Origin of the sequence: Microbacterium sp. 71-36, from assembly GCF_001898305.1 — a bacterium.
In the GTDB taxonomy this organism is placed as follows: Bacteria; Actinomycetota; Actinomycetes; order Actinomycetales; family Microbacteriaceae; genus Microbacterium.
In genome coordinates this window covers 23,278-38,396 of the sequence record NZ_MKTP01000006.1, presented here as the reverse complement: position 1 = coordinate 38,396, position 15,119 = coordinate 23,278, and the positions used below count along the sequence as shown (strand labels likewise).

The 15,119-nt window shown below is 70.2% G+C and carries 17 protein-coding genes; 6 read left to right on the top strand and 11 right to left on the bottom strand.

Features of this window, described 5'->3' with window-relative positions:
• Nucleotides 1-92: 92 nt before the first annotated feature.
• Nucleotides 93-1,058 carry an LLM class F420-dependent oxidoreductase gene (locus BGO45_RS14260; RefSeq protein WP_292695326.1) on the top strand — a complete coding sequence of 322 codons (966 nt, stop codon included), beginning with the start codon at nucleotides 93-95 and terminating at the stop codon, nucleotides 1,056-1,058.
• Nucleotides 1,059-1,080: 22 nt separating this feature from the next.
• On the opposite strand, the gene BGO45_RS14255 is transcribed toward BGO45_RS14260, so the two are convergent.
• From BGO45_RS14255 to BGO45_RS14240, 4 genes are all read right to left on the bottom strand, one after another.
• Nucleotides 1,081-1,932, bottom strand: a complete 852-nt coding sequence (locus BGO45_RS14255; RefSeq protein ID WP_292695325.1) for a helix-turn-helix transcriptional regulator — start codon at nucleotides 1,930-1,932, stop codon at nucleotides 1,081-1,083.
• Nucleotides 1,929-4,043: a right-handed parallel beta-helix repeat-containing protein gene (locus BGO45_RS14250; RefSeq protein WP_292695323.1), complete on the bottom strand. Its 2,115-nt coding sequence runs from the start codon at nucleotides 4,041-4,043 to the stop codon at nucleotides 1,929-1,931. The genes BGO45_RS14255 and BGO45_RS14250 overlap by 4 nt, the downstream gene beginning before the upstream one ends.
• Nucleotides 4,036-5,322 (bottom strand): glycosyltransferase, encoded by a 1,287-nt coding sequence (locus tag BGO45_RS14245; RefSeq protein ID WP_292695322.1) that lies wholly within the window; start codon nucleotides 5,320-5,322, stop codon nucleotides 4,036-4,038. Before BGO45_RS14245 ends, BGO45_RS14250 begins: the two co-directional genes overlap by 8 nt.
• Nucleotides 5,323-5,395: 73 nt before the next feature.
• A complete protein-coding gene (locus BGO45_RS14240) occupies nucleotides 5,396-6,376 on the bottom strand; it encodes a right-handed parallel beta-helix repeat-containing protein (protein WP_292695320.1) in 981 nt (326 codons plus the stop codon).
• A gap of 40 nt (nucleotides 6,377-6,416) precedes the next feature.
• On the opposite strand from BGO45_RS14240, the gene BGO45_RS14235 reads away from it, so the two are divergent.
• Nucleotides 6,417-7,238 carry an endo alpha-1,4 polygalactosaminidase gene (locus tag BGO45_RS14235; RefSeq protein WP_292695319.1) on the top strand — a complete coding sequence of 274 codons (822 nt, stop codon included), beginning with the start codon at nucleotides 6,417-6,419 and terminating at the stop codon, nucleotides 7,236-7,238.
• 60 nt (nucleotides 7,239-7,298) lie between these two features.
• Here BGO45_RS14235 and BGO45_RS14230 read toward each other — a convergent pair whose 3' ends face one another.
• From BGO45_RS14230 to BGO45_RS14215, 4 genes are all read right to left on the bottom strand, one after another.
• A complete protein-coding gene (locus tag BGO45_RS14230) occupies nucleotides 7,299-7,787 on the bottom strand; it encodes an FBP domain-containing protein (RefSeq protein WP_292695317.1) in 489 nt (162 codons plus the stop codon).
• Nucleotides 7,788-8,040: 253 nt separating this feature from the next.
• A complete protein-coding gene (locus tag BGO45_RS14225) occupies nucleotides 8,041-8,427 on the bottom strand; it encodes a PPOX class F420-dependent oxidoreductase (protein WP_083696537.1) in 387 nt (128 codons plus the stop codon).
• Entirely contained in the window at nucleotides 8,421-8,963 is a 543-nt protein-coding gene (locus BGO45_RS14220) for a 2'-5' RNA ligase family protein (RefSeq protein WP_292695315.1), read from the bottom strand. The genes BGO45_RS14225 and BGO45_RS14220 overlap by 7 nt, the downstream gene beginning before the upstream one ends.
• A gap of 7 nt (nucleotides 8,964-8,970) precedes the next feature.
• Nucleotides 8,971-9,348 carry a hypothetical protein gene (locus tag BGO45_RS14215; RefSeq protein ID WP_292695314.1) on the bottom strand — a complete coding sequence of 126 codons (378 nt, stop codon included), beginning with the start codon at nucleotides 9,346-9,348 and terminating at the stop codon, nucleotides 8,971-8,973.
• A gap of 170 nt (nucleotides 9,349-9,518) precedes the next feature.
• Between BGO45_RS14215 and BGO45_RS14210 the strand changes: the two genes are divergently transcribed.
• A complete protein-coding gene (locus tag BGO45_RS14210; protein WP_076491258.1) occupies nucleotides 9,519-9,812 on the top strand; it encodes a hypothetical protein in 294 nt (97 codons plus the stop codon).
• Nucleotides 9,813-9,848: 36 nt separating this feature from the next.
• Here BGO45_RS14210 and BGO45_RS14205 read toward each other — a convergent pair whose 3' ends face one another.
• Nucleotides 9,849-10,187, bottom strand: a complete 339-nt coding sequence (locus BGO45_RS14205) for a hypothetical protein (protein ID WP_292695312.1) — start codon at nucleotides 10,185-10,187, stop codon at nucleotides 9,849-9,851.
• Nucleotides 10,188-10,388: 201 nt separating this feature from the next.
• On the opposite strand from BGO45_RS14205, the gene BGO45_RS14200 reads away from it, so the two are divergent.
• Nucleotides 10,389-10,844, top strand: coding sequence for a MarR family transcriptional regulator (locus BGO45_RS14200; RefSeq protein ID WP_076491263.1), 456 nt, complete (start codon nucleotides 10,389-10,391; stop codon nucleotides 10,842-10,844).
• 4 nt (nucleotides 10,845-10,848) lie between these two features.
• On the opposite strand, the gene BGO45_RS14195 is transcribed toward BGO45_RS14200, so the two are convergent.
• On the bottom strand, nucleotides 10,849-11,169 hold the full coding sequence (locus tag BGO45_RS14195) for an ATP-dependent DNA ligase (RefSeq protein WP_292695310.1): 321 nt from the start codon (nucleotides 11,167-11,169) through the stop codon (nucleotides 10,849-10,851).
• 151 nt (nucleotides 11,170-11,320) lie between these two features.
• On the opposite strand from BGO45_RS14195, the gene BGO45_RS14190 reads away from it, so the two are divergent.
• A complete protein-coding gene (locus BGO45_RS14190; protein WP_292695308.1) occupies nucleotides 11,321-12,343 on the top strand; it encodes a glycoside hydrolase family 6 protein in 1,023 nt (340 codons plus the stop codon).
• 135 nt (nucleotides 12,344-12,478) lie between these two features.
• A complete protein-coding gene (locus BGO45_RS14185; protein WP_292695306.1) occupies nucleotides 12,479-13,462 on the top strand; it encodes a response regulator transcription factor in 984 nt (327 codons plus the stop codon).
• 76 nt (nucleotides 13,463-13,538) lie between these two features.
• On the opposite strand, the gene BGO45_RS14180 is transcribed toward BGO45_RS14185, so the two are convergent.
• Nucleotides 13,539-15,014 carry a glycosyltransferase gene (locus BGO45_RS14180; RefSeq protein WP_292695304.1) on the bottom strand — a complete coding sequence of 492 codons (1,476 nt, stop codon included), beginning with the start codon at nucleotides 15,012-15,014 and terminating at the stop codon, nucleotides 13,539-13,541.
• Between the last annotated feature and the right edge of the window lie 105 nt (nucleotides 15,015-15,119).

Sequence of the window (15,119 nt, the reverse complement as noted above, 5' to 3'; positions counted from 1 at the left end):
GGTCCACGGTGGATGCCGTGGGCCCGGTGCCGTATCCGTGCGTTCCGCGCAACCCCGCGGGCCTCGGCACGGGACCGACCTACCGTGACGGCATGACTCGTTTCGGATACACCCTCATGACCGAGCAGAGCGGTCCCCGCGAACTCGTGGACTACGCCGTCGGCGCCGAGCGCGCCGGATACGACTTCCTCGTCTCCAGCGACCACTACTCCCCGTGGCTGACGTCCCAGGGGCACGCGCCGTACGCGTGGACCGTGCTCGGCGCAGTCGCCTACGCCACCACCGACATCGAGCTGATGACCTACGTCACCTGCCCGACCATCCGCTACCACCCCGCCGTCGTCGCGCAGAAGGCGGCCACGCTGCAGCTGCTGTCGGACGGGCGGTTCACTCTCGGCCTCGGCTCCGGAGAGAACCTCAACGAACACGTGGTCGGCGAGGGCTGGCCGGCCGTCCATGCCCGCCAAGACATGCTCGTCGAGGCGATCGAGATCATCCGCGCGCTGCACACCGGCGATCTCGTGACCTACGACGGCGAGTACTTCCGGGTCGATTCCGCGCGGGTGTGGGATGCACCCGAGGGCGGTGTGCCCATCGGCGTCGCCGTGTCGGGCGAGCATTCGGTCGAGCGGTTCGCGCCGCTGGGCGACCACCTCATCACCACCGAACCCGAGGCGGACCTGATCCGCGGGTGGGACGAGCACCACGAGGGCGTCTCGCGCAAGATCGGCCAGATCCCGATCAGCTGGGATCCCGACAAGGATGCCGCGATCGCCCGCGCGCACGACCAGTTCCGGTGGTTCGCCGGCGGCTGGGCCGTGAACTCCGATCTGCCCACTCCCGCGGGGTTCGCCGGCGCGTCGCAGTTCGTGCGCCCCGACGACGTCGCGGACTCGATCGCCTGCGGCCCGGATCTCGATGAACTCGCGGAGAGCGCGCGTCCCTTCATCGACGCGGGCTTCACCGATGTCGCGATCGTTCAGGTCGGCGACGCACAGCAACAGCGTTTCGTCGACGAGGTCGCCGGCCCGTTGCTGGAGAAGCTCCGGGCGCTCTGAGATCTCCCGGCCCCGCGGGGGCTCAGATCACGTGCCCGGTCTCACGTACCCACTGGTCGAGCCGCCACACCGGTACCCGGAACACCCGGGCGACGTCCGCGATCGCGTGATGCCCCTCGACGACGGAGGCCACGGCGAACTCCTGCAACGAGCGGAAGTTCCGTCCGGCGAGCGGACCCACGCGAAGGTCGGCGAAGGTTCGCGGCGCGGTCGCCGGCTGGGTGCCCGACGCGACGAGGACGTAGGCCGACGCCCCCTGCATCCCCCGCTCGGCCGCGCGTTGGTGCACGCGCGGAGCGACCGAGGGCACGTGCGCGGGCGGGACGGATGGGGCGTGCGCCGGGGCCGGCGGGGGCGGGGCGGTGTGATGTCCCGCGGATGTCGCCGGTGTCTGCCACGGGGCCGGCGGCAGCACCTCCGTCCCGGGCGCGATGTGCGGCGAGAAACCCGTGCCGGGCGCGCCCTCGGCGGGGGATCGATGCACCGGGGCGGCCGGGGCTGCGTCCGGTTCGAGCGGCGTCCGCGAAGTCATCCAGGGCGCGGGAGGAAGCTCCCCACCCCAGATCACGGGGCTCGGCACCACGTGAGGGCTCGAACTCGGCGCGTCGATCGCGTCGGACGCCGGAGTCGCGGCGATCCCGTCGCCGAACAGGTCTGACACACCGACCTCGAAGACGTCGGCGAGCGCCACCAGCACCGCCAACGGCACCGCGGTGCGACCGGACTCGATCGACTTGATGCGCTGCTCGGACAGCGCGGCTTCGAACGACAACGCGGCGAGCGACATCCCGCGAGCCAGGCGCATGGCACGCACCCGCTCGCCGAGCGTGCGGAGAACGGTGTTCAGCCGATCGTCCTCGTGCTCCTCGGTCATCGACGACTCCCTCCCCCGGTCGGGTTGTGCGCTGCCGCGTCGACCCACTGTTGCAGCCGCCATTGCTGGATGCGGAACAGGCGCGCGATGGTCGGCACCGAATACCCTCCTTCGAGCACCGCCGCCACGGCGAACTGCTGCAGGGAGGCGAAGGTGCGGCCTTCCAGGGGACCGGTGCGCAGGTCGGCGAACGAGCGGGGCCGATGAGGCGCCGGGCGAGGGCCGACCGTCGTCGGCGATGCGGCCGGGCGCCATGCGAGACGCGCCTCGGTGGACGCCGACGCGGGCCCGCGCCTGCCGGGACCGGGCCGAGGCGTCTCGGCGGTGGGAGTGGGCTCGCGTCGCGCCAGGTCGGGTGGCGCCCATCCCGCGGCGGCGTCGGGGCGGTAGGCCGCCACCTGCTCCTCTCCGTGCCGCAGCAGCGCCTCGTGCAGCAGCCTCCGGAGCTTCTGGTGTTCGCGACGGCGTCGCCAGAGCACCGGCACCCCGATCGCCGGGATCAGGAGGACCAACGCCCACATCCACATCATCGGATGCTCGTTCATCCAGCCGACCCAGGCCCACTGGAACGTCCAATCGGTCTGCACGTTGCCCTGCTGCATCGTCCGGGAGCCCGACCACGCGGCCACGACGTCCTGACCGACGCCGTGGAAGGTGTTCCCGGTGATGTCGGCACGCGCGCCGTCGGAGAGTTCGACGGCGAATCCGGATGCCACCCGCAGATCGTTGTCGCGAACGATCGCGGCCGCGCCGGTCAGTTCGAGCGCGATGCGGCGGCCGGCGAGTCGGGAGTCGGACACCGTGGCATCCGTGATCTTGCCGGACACGTCCAGACCGCGCAGGTCGGACGAGGTGAGGTCGGCGTCGGCCACGGTGAGCCCGGTCGACGCACCCTCGACGAGGACCGCCGTGCGCGTCTCGGACACCTCGGTGCCGCGGATCTCGGTCGCGTCGGTGGAGATCACCCGCACGCCGCCCTCGCCGTTGTCGCGCACGTGCGAACCGGTGAGCGTGAACCCCTTCGCGGGACTCAATCCGTACCCGCCCGACGTGGGACCGTCGGCGAGGGCGGAACCGTCGATGCGGATGCCCCATCCCGACGAGCCGGCGACCGTGGTGTCGGTGATCTTCGTCCCCGTGGACTGTCGCGAGACGGAGATGCCGTCGCCGCCGGAGCCGGTGATCGTCGTCCGCTCGACGGTGGTGTCCGACGCGCCGTTGGTCACCTCGAAGCCCGTCAGGGTGGAGCGCTCGATCGTGCTGTCCTGGATGCCCGCCTGGGTGGTGTCCGAGAAGAACACCCCGTAGTGCAGTCCCGTGATCTTCGTCGAGACGATCCCCGCCGAGGCGCGGTCGTCGCCGGTGCCCGTGACGGCGAGACCACCGGTGCGACCGCTCCAGTATCCGAGATCGCGGATCTCGGCGTCCTTGATCCCGAGCACGCCGTCCCGCGCACGGATGTAGGCCCGGCCGTCCGTCTCGTCGACGTCGGGGGCGGCAGCCGCCTCATCCCAGGAGGTGACGACGAAGGGATCGTCCTCGGCACCCACGATGCCGAGGACGCCGCCCCAGGTGACGATGCTCGTGGTCCCCGAGGGCGAACTCGCCATCCGCAGCGTGGCGCCCCCGAGGAAGTCAAGCTCCACTCCGCGACGGATGACGACGTTGCGCAGAAGGGTGAAGGTCCGTGCATCCTCGGCGCGGACCGCCCCCAGAGCCACCAGGTCGGCGACGTGGTACAGCGTCGCCTGCCCGTTCTGTGGAGCCAGGACGACGGTGTTCCACTGGTCCACGAGCGCGGGGTCCCCGGGCGCCAGCGCGGCCACGGCCGTCAGCCGCGCGTCCTCGGCCGCGACCAATTCGGCGGGGCTCTTCGGAGCGGCCGGGGTCTCGCCGGCATCCGGGGTCGGAGACACCCCCACGACCGGGCCCGTCGGCGCGTCGGCGCGGAGCCAGGGCAGGAACGTGCCGGTGTGGACGAAATTGCCCGCGAGGACGACGCCGGCCACGAGCACGATCACCGCGACGACCATGATCACCCGCGCCACCCCTCGGATGGCCGGGTGCGTGTCGCCGCGTTCCAGCGCGGTCAGTGCGCCGTCGTCAGCCACGCGCCGGATCCGTGGCGTCCGCGGACGAAGTCGCCCATCCCATGCTCGCGGCGGATTGCCCCTCGCCGCCCAGACTCGCCTCGGACTGCCCCTCTCCGCCCTGCGCGTCGGCGGAGCGCGTCAACCAGCCCTGCTTGTTCATCGTGAACAGCGCGTACACCTTGACGGGCAGGGCGACGAAGATGATGATCACGGTCACCAGCGGCAGCAGGACGATGTCCTCGGGACGCCGCCACAGGTGCGACATCCCGCGGATGCCACGCCCCACGAACAGCCAGACGATCGCGAGTGTGAGGGCGAGGATCGGCTGCTGCGCGCGCACCGACAGGAAGATGTAGGCCAGTGCCACGCACATCGTGAAGGGGGTCAACAGGATCTGCATCATCGTGATCTGCGAGATCAGCGGCACCTTGAAGACCCACCCGTGGCGGATAGCGGTGAGGTAGCAGCGGAACGAGTTGCGGCTCCATCGCACGCGCTGCTTCACGAAGGCCCGGAACGTGCCGGGGAACATCGACAGGGCACGGGCGCTGTCCTGGTGCGCCACGCGGAAACCCTGCGAGAGCACCAGCCAGGTCATGCGCCCGTCATCGCCGGCGATGCATTCCTTGCCGAAGAAGATCTCGTGCTCGAGGTCTTCGACCCGGGGCTGGATGACCGAGGTGCGATAGGCCGCCGTGCGGCCCGACGCGCAGATGATGCCGCCGAAGCGCCCCATCGCGGGGGCGTAGTCCGTGTAGCGCAGGTCGATGATCCAGTCGGCCACGCGGCGCCAGACGCTCGACTTCGGCATGTACACGTTCTGGCGGGTGCTGACCGCGCCCACCGCCGGGTCGATGAACGGCATCTGGACGGCGTCGAGCATGCCGTCCTCCCACGCGGTGTCGGAATCGACGAACACGATCAGCTCGGTGTCCACCATCCGGATGCCGACACCCAGCGCCGAACGCTTGCCCCGGTGGTGGAACATCACGACCTCGACCGTGGGCAGCCCCATCGCCTCGATGCGCTGCTGTGCCTCGACGTCGGCGACGTCCAGGACGATGATGATCCGTGACGGCCCCTGACGCACCCAGGTCTGCAGGCAACGCACCAGCACGTCGGGATCCTCGTGGAACGAGGGGACCACGACCGTGGTGGTCGTGCGGTAGTCGTTGCGCACCGGACGCGACGTCGCGGCCAGCAGTTTGCGGACGAGCCAGAAGCCCCAGGACACGATCCCGAGATACCCGAACGGAAGCAGCCACATCAGCTGTTCACCGAATGAGCCCTGGCCCACGTGTCCTCCCCTGCCTGCGGCGGATACGCCGAGTTACGGTCCGGGGGTGACAGTGCAGGTTACCGCGTCCGTGTCACGTGCATGTGACGTCGCTGAGGGACACGCCCGCGGCGACCGTGTTCTCGCACGCGACGGTGTTGCCCGCATCCCGGGCGGCGCCGACGACGGCGACGCCGACTCCGGCCTGCCCCGGACGGAGAACGTTCCCGGCCACGACATTGCCCGAACCCCACGGCGCCAGGATGACGTGGATGCTCACGGCATCCACGCGTCCCTCGATCGTGTTGCTCTCGAGCCGCCAGTCCGAACCTTTGAGGTCGACCGCGCTGTCGACGGCGGACGCGGCGCCCGTGGACAGCGACGAGTCGCGCACGGTTCCGCCGGTGGTGCCCTCCTTGACGTCGAGCGCCTCGGCGGTCGTGTCGCGCACGACGAGCCCGACGAACTCATTGCGATCGCTGCGGTCGGGATCGCACCCGGTGTAGCGGCACCAGTTCGACTGTGCCGAACCGACGTAGACACCCTCGCCGAACTCAGGGTCGGTGAGTCCGGTGCGCTCGACCGTGACGGAGCGCACGGAGTTGTCCGCACTCCCCGCGCGCAGATGCAGCCCCTCCTGGCCCACGTCCGAGATCGTCAGACCGCTGAGCGAAGAATGCGTCGTCGCGTCGAGCACGACTCCCTTCTGTCCGCCCCGCACCGCGAGGTCGCGGACGTCCCAGTACGCCGCGCCCTCCAGGTGCAGCGCGTACCCATCCGCGACGTCGCCGGCGTCCAGCACCGTGCCCGTCGAACCGCACAGCACGATCGGGGCGTCCGGTGTCGCGACCGCCGCCGCGCGGAAACGTCCGCGGTACACCGACGGGGACAACTGGAGCACGTCTCCCGGGGCGGCCGCGTCGAGCGCGGCCTGCAGGGCGTCGGCCCCCTCGCCCACCTGGACGGCACCGGGGGCGCAGGATGCGGAGGGAACGATCGTCGGCTCGAGCGCGCACCCCGACAGCGCGGCCGCGCACAGGGCGACCGCGATCAGGGCGCTGAGGCTGCGGTTCATCGCGTCGAGTATCCCAGGCGCCGGATCGTAGGGTGGTCGCATGCCGCGCGCCGTCCCCCTCGTCGCGATCGCCGGGCTCATCCTCGCCCTCACCGCGTGCAGCACGGTCGCCGACGCGCCCCCACGCGACGCCTCGACGAGCTTCCCGACCGACGCGCGCGTCGACTATCAGCTCGGCGCCGCCTACCCACCGGCCGAGGGGGTGACCGTCGTCGTCCGCGACCGCACGGCCGAACCCGCCGACGGGCTGTACTCCATCTGCTACGTCAACGCGTTCCAGACCCAACCCGGCGAGAGTGACGACTGGCCCGACGGGACCCTTCTCGAGCGCGACGGTGAGCCGGTGTTCGACCCCGACTGGCCGGACGAACGCCTCGTCGACACCTCGACCGACGAAGCACGCCGACGCGTGGTGGAGCACGTCGCCGCGTGGATCCGCGGGTGTGCGGCATCCGGATTCCAGGCGGTGGAATTCGACAACCTCGACACCTTCACGCGCACCGACGGCGCGCTCACGTTCGATGACAACGCCGCCGTCGCCGCCGCACTGGTGGCGGCGGCGCACGGGGCGGGCCTCGCCGCCGGTCAGAAGAACGCGGCCGAGTTCGCGGATCGACTCCGGGATGCCGCGGGATTCGACTTCGCGGTCGCCGAGGAGTGCGCGGCCTACGACGAATGCTCCGCGTACTCGGACGTGTACGGTGCCCACGTCATCGACATCGAGTACACCGACCAGCTGCCGCGCTCGTTCGCTCAGATGTGCGCCGACGACGCGACCCCCACGGCGACCGTGTTGCGCGACCGGCGCCTCTCGACCCCGGACGCCGCGGAGTACGCCTTCGCCACCTGCCCGCCCCGCTGACCCGGCGGGCCCAGCCGAACGGGGCCGGGCGGCATCGGGGCGCGCGGGGACGTACCCGGCTCAGCCGACCATGAGGTCGCGGAAGAAGCCGTCGACGTGGGCGCGGAGACCCTCGATGCGGCGATCCCGCGCCGCCTGGGCGTCGTGACCCAGATAGGCCGGCGGGTCCAGGCGCCGCACGTTGGCCGAGCACTCGAACCCCGCGCACAGGAGCGTGCCGACGGAGTTGCCCGCCTTTCCGGCGCTCCCGGCCCGCCGTGCCGCGAAGAACACGACGTCGTTGGGCAGCGTGACGTCGGAGCACCACGAGCACTGCGGCCTCGACCGGGTGGGCTGCTCGGCCTGACGCAGCTGCAGGCCGACGGCGCTCCCGTCGATCTCGGCGACGATGAACCCCATGAGGGGCGACTTCGGGTCCCGCCAGCCGAAGTAGTCGAGACGGTCCCAGTCGTGACCCGCCAGATCCGCGGGAAGGACGATCGCCTTGCGCTCGCGCAGCGAGACGTTGACGAAGCTGGATCGGACGGTGGATTCGGTGAGGGCGATCATGAGGGTCCCATCGGTGGACCGGAGGTTGTCCGGTCGGAGGACACCCGCGTCGGTGCGCGGGAGAACGGAGGACGCCACGCCGACGGAGGTCGAACGCGGCGCGTGGGCGCACGACTCGAGGGTCGCGCGACGTCGCCGATCAAGCGGCGAGGGCCACGGGTCCGATCGCGCCTCTGCCGTCGGCGATGCGGACGCCGACGACCCCCTCACGCCCGAGGGGCATCACAGGAGGAGGGAAGGACATGCCTCCAGGTTACGCCGCCCCGGCGCGGAAGGGGGCGGATCCGAGCACCCGCTCCACGGTCATCTCCAGGACCACGCGCTCGGGGTTCACTCGCGGCCGGCGGTAGCGCGCGGTGTACAGGTCGACGGCGCGCGCGACGGCCTCGGGGTCTTCGCTCACGCGCGCGGGCCCCTCGAAGCTGATCCATCGGCCGCCGTCGACCGAGCAGATCGAGGCGCGGCCGGAGCGCTCCGCGTTGACGAACTTCTGCGTTCCGCGAGAGCCGATGACGCGCACCACACCGTCGTCGTAGGTGAAGCCCACGGGGACGGCGTGCACGCGTCCCGAACGACCGATCGTCGAGAGGGTCGCGAGGTGATACTCGGCGAGGAAGGCCAGGGCGTCGTCGTTCAGCACGATCCCAGCGTGCCACGTCCGGCGACGTGCGTGATCGTCCGGGTGGCCGCATCCCACCGGCGGATGCCGACCGCGCACGCCGCGATCGGCTCCCCGCCTTCGACGGACAGCGCGGCGAGCGCCTCGCCGACGCGGTCGACGGGCACGCGCCGCGCGAGCGTCACGTGCGGCGTCCACTCCCCCGGCACGGTGTGCGGAGCGTCGTCGCCGGCTCCCGCCGACGCGTGCACGTCGGCGTGCAGATCCAACAGCGCGATGGTCGGGATGACCGAACGCGCGAGCACGCGCGTCCGACCGGAGCCGAAGAGGACGGGCGGACCCAGCGTCACCGGAACCGGGAGCCGATCGGACAGCCCGCCGACGGAGGAGTCCGGGAGGACCGGGCGCACCAGCAGAGTGACGTGCGGACGGTTGCTCGCCCCCGTGTGCCGGGCCTGACTGGGCAGGTCCGCCGCGGCGAGAAGGTCCCACTCGCGGCGCACCGCCGCGTCCGCTGCGGCGTCGAAGACGAACTCCAGGCTGACGACGGCGGTCATCGCCGAGTCAGCGGGTCGACCACCACGCCGCAGCGACGAGCACGGGCTGGAAGAAGAGCCGTGTGAACCGGCGGCGGTCGGTGTCGAGTCCGAACGCCGACCGCTTCTTCCGCCACTGGTCGACGTTCCCCGGGAAGATCGCGACGTAGAACGCCGCGAGCGCGGCCCCGATGCGGCGTCGTTCCTTGGGGAGCGCGACCAGCGCGACGCCGAAGGCGATCTCGACGACCCCGGATGCCACGACGACGGCGTCGCGATCGAGGGGGACGCGTTCGACGAGGGCGTCGGGCACCTGCGCCTGGAAGTCGCGTCGCGCGAACGTGAGGTGCGCCACACCGGCGAAGGTCATTGCCAGGGCGAGGGCCCATCGGACGAACGGTCTCATGCGGTCAGGCTAGACGCGCACCCGGGTGTCCGGCCCGGGCTTGACGGGACACCCCACGGGCGTCGGCGGGTCGCCGCACCGGGTCTAGGGGAATCGCCCCGCGAGCGCAACCCCCGGACACGGAGCGCAGGGGCCGGTTGACTGAGGAAACGACGAGCAGGGAGGTGCCCATGACGCTCACCGTCAGCCCTTCCGCCCCGCTCGGCGAGGTCGACCTGGATGCCCTCCTGGTCCGTGCGGCGACCGGGGACTGCGACGCCTTCGTCGCCTTCTACGACGCCACCTCGCCCCGCGTGTACGCGGTCCTGCTAACCCTCACGCGTGACGCCGACACGGCGGCATCCCTTCTCGAGGGCATCTACGTCGAGGCCTGGGAGCGCATGCGCGGACGCTCGGCACCGCCGTGCCCGGGGATGGAGTGGATGTCGCTCATCGCTCACCGGCACGCGTCGGGGCGGCGCTGAGATGACCGCTCCCGCGGGACCCGAGTCGGCCCCGCGTCACGCCGTCCGGCGAGCGGACTCTCCGGCATCGGCGGGCACCGCGGCATCGAGGTCGATGGTGAGGCCGCTCGATGAGTTGGCCGAATTGGCGTATGACTGCAGCAGAGCGGGATCGAGCATCTCGGGTTCGACCGCGCCGAAGACGAAGCGGAGCGGAATCGACGGCTGGATCCAGATCGTGCTGCGCCCTCCTTCTTCCCCCTCGGGGTGGCGCCAGGACATCGTGAAGCTCTCGCCGCGGCGGAGTTTGGTGGCGATGACCACCTTCACGTGGGCGAGCACACGGTCCGGTATCCGGATCGGGCGCTCGGACGACCCGTAGAACAGTAGGCCCATGAGCATCTCCTTCCGGAGTTTCGGCAATTCATATTTTACTAGATTGCCTAACTATTACCTAATGAATCACGCAGGAATATCCGGCACACGCCAAGTTTCTTTACCGTTCACCATGGGCTTCGCCGGGTCCATCGCATCACTGGAATCTCGTTTGCCTAACTAGACTGTCGCATCGGGCGGCCGGACCCTTACAGGAGAGCCATGACGATCGTGACTGAAGACGACCCCTCGACGGTCGCCGCCCGCGCCGTCGAGAGACTGCGACTCGCCGAGGCCCGCCTCGCCCGGCGACGCCAGACCGACTGCGGTCCCAGTGAGAACGCCCGCGCGGCGATGCGGCTGATCCTCGAGCGTGCGGACGAAGGCGCCACCGTGACCCCGACGGAGATCGCCCAGGCCCTGGCCGTCTCGACGGCGTCGGTCACGGGGATGCTCGATCGCCTCGCGGCCGGCGGCCTCATCGGTTTCGTGGCCAACCCCTCGGACCGGCGCAGCAAATTCGTGGTGCCCTTCGACCGGAGTGCCGACGTCGATGCGATCGACCCCGTCACGGCACGGATCCGCGAGTTCGCGCTCGATCTGCCGCCCGGAGCCGCCGACCATCTGGCGGACTTCCTGGACCGCGTTCGCGAGGTCGTCGATGCGGAGTGCCGCTGACGGATCAGACCGTCGCCGGCTCCACGGCATCCGGATCGGGTTCTGCGACGACCGTGAGCCCGTTCGGTGAACTCGCCTCGTGCATGAGCTCGTCGACCCAACGACGGTTCACGTGCGGCGAACGACTGCCGTAGAAGTGGAAGACCAGCGGGATCGACGGGTGGATCCAGAGGGTGCGCGTGCCACTGCCGTCGCCCACCGGGAAATGGAACATGAACGGCTCGCCTCGGCGCAACTTGTTCATGAAGACCAACCGCAGGTGAGCGAGCGTCCGGTCCTCGATGTCGAACGAGTGACCGAGCGCGTTGTAAACCAGTTTGCCCACGTTCCGAGGGTATCCGGTCCGCTGGGCTAACCAGTACACGCGGGCCGTACGAGTGCTGGGAATTTCCGGATCGAGTCCATAATCACCGCGTCGGCTCCGTACCCTTCGGAGCTCGGCCGCAGCGCTCGAGCCCTCGACTAAAGTCTCGAGGGTGGGGAGAGCGCACCGCCCGGGTCGACGGCGCCGGATACCTCGGCCGGTCCTGGTCACGGGAGCGGTCGTGCTCGCCGTCGCGCTCCTGGCCGGCATCGCCGTCGTCGGATCGCTGGTGACCTCCTTGTTCCAGACCCTCTCGGCGCGACCCCCCGCGGTGGACACGCGGATCGTCACCCCGGACGAGTCGAAGGCGGCGAAGGCCGCGGCACAGGCCGCGGCCGGCACTCCCGAGGCGGACGCCGCGGCGTGGCTGGCCGCCCAACCGACGACCTACTGGCTCACCCCCGAGATCGACCCCGTCGACGAGGTGTGGGACCGCATCGCGCACCTCGCCGCCGAGGCCCGCGATCAGGACGCGACGGTCTCCGTTGCCGTGTACGGACTCCCCGACCGCGACTGCGGCAATCACTCCGCCGGGGGGCTGGACCCGCAGGCCTACGCCGAATGGACGGCGCGCATCGGCGATGCTCTGCGCAACGCCTCCGACGTGCGCAAGATCGTGGTCCTCGAGCCCGACAGCATCGCGCTCGCCCCGTCGTGCGGATCGCTCGACGACCGAGCCGGATACCTCCGCACCGCCGTGGACAACATCCGCGGCGTCGACACGTGGATCTACCTCGACGGCGGGCACTCCGCCTGGCATCCGGCGACCGAGATGGCCGACCTCCTGCGTTCCACCGGGCTGATGGGCGACGTGCGCGGAATCGCGCTGAACGTCTCGAACTATCAGGACACCGCGAACGAGTTCGCCTATGCGCACCAGCTCTCCGATCTGCTCGGAGGGACCCACGCCATCATCGACACCTCCCGCAACGGCGCAGGTCCAGCCGGTTCGCAGTGGTGCAACCCCGCGGGCCGACTCGTGGGCGCGGCCGGCGGAGCCTTCGGCGACGGCGTCGTCGACACGACGCTGTGGATCAAACCACCCGGCGAGAGCGACGGCGAGTGCAACGGCGGGCCCGCTGCAGGAACCTGGTGGCCGGATGCCGCGGTCGAGCTGACCCGCGAGAGCCGCTGATCCACGACTGCCCGCCACCGACTAACCGTAAGCGCCGCGAAGTATGTAAAGATGTGGCTCGGCCGCTGTGCGGCCGCCGCGACTCGGGGGAGGACGCGGGCACGGGCCCCGTGCAGAAGCCGGAAGAGTGGTGGGATGAGCGACAGCACCGAGATGCTGAAGACGGCCGTGATCGTCGAGGACGACCCCGACATCCGCCACCTCCTCGTCGAGGTGCTCGAATCGGCCGGGTTCTCCACCGTGTCGGTCGGCAACGGGATCGACGGCGTCCGGGCGGTCATCGCCTACCAGCCCCTCATCACCACGCTCGACGTCAACATGCCCGGGATCGACGGCTTCGAAGCCGCCCGCCGCATCCGTCAGCAGAGCGACACCTACATCATCATGCTGACGGGGCTCGAAGAGGAGGCCGACGTCGTGCTCGGCCTCGGCGCGGGTGCGGACGAGTACGTCGTGAAGCCTTTCCGTCCCCGCGAGCTGCGCGCCCGCATCGAGGCGCTCCTGCGCCGCCCGCGCGCCGGCGGCTCCGCCGTCCCGAGTCCGCGCCAGGACAGTGTCGGACCGTCCTTCCCGGCCGCGCGTCCCGCCCCCGAACCCGTGGCCCACGTCGAACCGACCCCGGCCCCCGCGCCGGCGGCCCCGCTGCCCAGCGCCCCTGTCGTCGTGCCGTCGTCGCAGGGCCCCGATCCGTGGGCCACTCCCCCGGGCACCGACCTCGCGCCGCGACCCGGCACCGAGCTCGCCCCGCGGGCGCACGGCGAACTGACGCCGAACGGCGGCCCCTGGATCGTCCACCGCGACCTCCAGCTCGACCCCGACAGCCGTATCGTGCGGGTGGACGGGCTCGAACTCGACCTCACCCGCACGGAGTTCGACCTGCTCGCCACGCTCATGGAGTCCAAGCGCCGTGTGCGGAGCAAGGCCGACCTCACCCTCGTGCTGCGCGGCGAGTCGTACGTCACCAGCTACTTCGTCGGCGAAGCCGACAAGCGCGCGATCGAAGCGCACATGACGAACCTCCGCCGAAAGCTCGGCGACAACCCCGCGAATCCCCGGTACATCGAGACCGTGCGCGGGGTCGGCTACCGTCTCACGTCGGAGCTGTCGGCGACGCCCTGACCGAGCCCGGACATCACGGATGCCTCGACCCTCCCCAGGGCCGAGGCATCCGTTTTCTGACGCGTTCGGGTCGCGTTCAGACCTTGTATCCGTGGTGACGACGGACGAGCTTGGAGAACATGAGGAGGGTCTGCAGGACGGTGACGACACCGACGATGGGCCAGCCGATCCAGAGGATCGAGGACTGCACCATCGGCCCGACGAGGACCCAGATGACGGCGAGCGCGATCGCGACGGCGATGAGGACCACCATCGGCGCCCAGTGACCGAGGCCGCCACCGCGCTCGGCCTTGGCCTGCATGGCCCAGTTGTCGACCTTCTTCCGCGAGAGGAAGCGGGTCCAGGAGCGCACGAAGTGACTGATGCGGATCCACATGAAGATCTCGGCCGGGAAGAACAGCACGGCGAAGAGGATGTCCGTGCGGTCGACCGCGGCCATCGTGCGGGCGATCCGCAGGTTCAGCAGCATGGCCACCACCGGCGGGATCAGCCACAGGGGCGAGAAGACGAAGGCGTTGATCGAGAGCGAACCGGCGAGGAGCGTCAGGAACGCCACGCGGACGAAGAGGTTGGTCAGCATGCCGAAGTTCTCGAACCAGCGCAGACGCAGGTTGGGGTGGAACGGCTGTCCCTTGGTGTCCCCACGCTGCCCCGGCCACATGAGCTCGATGGCGCCGTAGGTCCACTTCACCTGCTGGGCGTCGTACCCGGAGAGCGTCGTCATGCCGCCGACGTTGGCGCGGGCGTACGGGCTGATCTTGGTCAGGTAGCCGGCGCTCTTGATCTGCAGCGACAGCAGGGAGTCCTCCACCTCGGAGTCCTTGACCCAGGGCGTGACCTGGTGGTTCTGCTTCATCGCCTCGCGGAGGGCGTTGGTGGAGAAGATCGAGAACTGCCCGCCGAGCACCGCCATGTTGCGGCCGCGCAGGAGGTTCTGCAGGTTGAAGGCGGCGAACTGCGTCCGCTGGCCGGCCGTGAGGAAGCGGGCGATCATGCCCTTGATGGGCTTGTCGTCGATCGTGTAGATCGCCGAGATGCCGCCGATACGGGAGTCGGACACGGCCTCGGTCTCGAGGTACTCCACGGCCTTGCTGTCGGCGATGGTGTCGCCGTCGACGCCCAGGAGATAGTCGTACCCCTCGACGAGCGAGTAGCCGTAGTTCAGTGCGCCGACCTTCTTGTCGGGGTTCTTGCCGATGTCGTGGACGAACACTTCGGTGAACTGCTCACCGAGGTCGGTGGTGATCTCGTGCGGGCCACTGTACTCGGACGCGATCTTGACCGTCGCGTCGGACGTGTTGTTGACGACGACGTGGATGACATCGGGCACGCGGGTCTGACCGAGCAGGGCCTCGATCACTTCGGCGATCGACTCCTCCTCGTTGTACGCCGGGATGACGCATCCGATGGTCGAGCGGTGCACCGTCGAGTGCTCCAGCACGGAGGCGAAGTCGTCCGGGAACGCGTGCTCCTCGACGATGGGAGCCGCCGCGCCGCCCACCGGATAGGTGAGCGCCCGGTTCTGGGGAGCGAAGCTTCGCGCATCGGTCATGGCGGTGTCTTCCTGTCGGAGGGGCGGCGGTTCAGCCGTGTCCCACTCTGATAGGTTCACCGCAAGGCCACCGCCGCACATGACCACCGTCCCCGCAAGATTTCC